The organism is Thermodesulfobacteriota bacterium (assembly GCA_039028315.1).
In the GTDB taxonomy this organism is placed as follows: domain Bacteria; phylum Desulfobacterota_D; class UBA1144; order Nemesobacterales; family UBA2774; genus CR02bin9.
On the sequence record JBCCIH010000262.1, the window covers coordinates 1 to 2,041 of the forward strand.

Consider the following 2,041-nt stretch of genomic DNA (forward strand, 5'->3'; position numbering starts at 1 on the left):
GGAATAAGTGCGTTTCTAAGCGCATGCTTTAATAGCACTTTGTGTTTCGGAAGGCCTTTTGCGGTTGCGGTCCTTACAAAATCTTCTCTTAATACTTCTAGTAGGCTTCCTTTCTGAAATCTAGATAGATAAGCAAGACTGCCGTAGGTTAAACAAAATACCGGCAGCGCAATATGCCAAAGGAAATTAATGGCTTTCTTGTAGAACGGATAGTTCTCAGCCCCTGGCGAGAGGATTCCATAAACCGGGAACAGATCCCAGTAATCGCCTCCCCCTAAAAAGAAAATTAGAATCATAGCCATCCAAAAACTCGGGATCGAATATAAGATAAATAAAAAGAATGTACTTACCCGCTCAGAGAATCTACCGTGTGACACAGCAGCATACACACCTATAGGTATTGCAATTATATATATCAAAATTATAGAGATTATATTTAGAGCAAGTGTGATTGGAATGCGCTCTGCAATCTTATTTATTACAGGCCTATGGTCTTTATAGGACCTGCCAAAGTCTAAAGTGGCTATCTGCTTTACCCATATCCAGTATCTCTCGTATATGGGCTTGTCCAGTCCGTAGAGCTTTTTAGTCTCTTCTACGATTTGCTGAGTGATAGCTTCAGCTTGTATGCCCTGGTCTAACTGCAGTTTTCTTTCAACCGGATTACCTGGTGCAAGCTGGATTATAAAAAATGTTATGAGAGTTATTCCAAAAAGGGTTGGAATAAGAAGGAGCAGTCTTTTAAATATATAGTCTCTCATAGTTTTGCTTAGCCGATTTCGATAGGTATAAGACTTAATTTATACCCAAATAGTTGCAATTATTGAAATGGGCTAACAATTTGAGGTCTGCTTTTAGTGTTAATTACTCGCTATACATCTGTAGAGGAAGCGGTACATGCCATTCCACAAAATCTATCCCAAGCGGATAAACTGTCACATTCTCAAATCTTTTGTTCACTGCAACAGTAGATTTTCTGCAGAATAAAAAAGTATATGGCTGCTCTTCATGGACAATTTCTGCAAAGCGCCTGTAAAGCTCTTTTCTCTTTTCACGGTCAAACTCAACTCTGGCCTGTTCAATTAATTTATCGGCCTCTTCGTTTTTAAATCCTATAAAATTTGAGCCGCTATCTGCTTGTGTGGAACTCCAAATCTGATACGGGTCAGATTCAACGCCCATAGACCAAGCGAGCGTCACCGCGTCAAAGTTGCGCTCATTAAGTCTGGTAGTGAAAACCGCCCACTCTGTTTTTCTGATATCCATCTGAATGCCCATCTTGTCCAGCTCTTCTTTCAGAATTGTAGCAATCTTCTCTCCTGTCTCAGAGCCGCCTGGTATTAAGAATTCAAAAGCAAACTTAACGCCGTCTTTATCACGAATACCGTCTCCGTCACTATCAACCCAGCCTGCTTCTTCTAATAGCTCCTCAGCCTTTTTGGGATCGTAGGGATAAGGCTCGATGGATTTATCATATTCGGGACTGTTGATATAGAATGGATTAGTGACAATCGCACCAAGATCAAAAAGAATTTTATTTAGTATTAACTCTCTGTTCACCAGATGTGTGAGTGCGGTTCTTACTTTTTTATCTGCGAAATAAGGTCTTCTTGAGTTCCAGCCTATATAGCTGTAGTTAGGTGTGAAGTAGCTAAGCTTGTCATAATTTTCTTTAAATGAGGGAGTATTTGTTTGACGCTCCCACTGAATCGGTGTTAGGCCAGATACATCGAGCTCTTCACGTTTTAATACCTGAAAAGCTACTGTGTTGTCTGTAATGATTTTAAAGACAATTTTGTCCAATTTAGGTTTGTCACCCCAATAGTCTGGGTTTTTCTCAATGACAATATCTCTTCCAGTTGTCCATCTTACGAATTTGTACGGCCCAGTGCCAACAGGTGATCTGCCTGCAGGGTTAGTGTTGAAGTCGCCTTTATCAAATATGTGCTTTGGCACAATTGGCATGCCACCGCAAAATTCTAAGGCCAAAAAGTATGGTCTTGCATAAGTAAATTCTACTGTTAAATCATCTATTGCTTTA

2 protein-coding genes are annotated in these 2,041 nt (G+C 40.0%); both read right to left on the minus strand.

From position 1 onward, the window contains the following. Positions 1 to 761, minus strand: a 761-nt coding sequence (locus AAF462_11760) for an ABC transporter permease (protein MEM7009798.1), incomplete at its 3' end; no start/stop codon positions are given. A 103-nt stretch (positions 762 to 864) separates the two neighbouring features. After that, positions 865 to 2,041: peptide-binding protein (locus AAF462_11765; GenBank protein MEM7009799.1), on the minus strand; the 1,177-nt coding region annotated here is incomplete at its 5' end.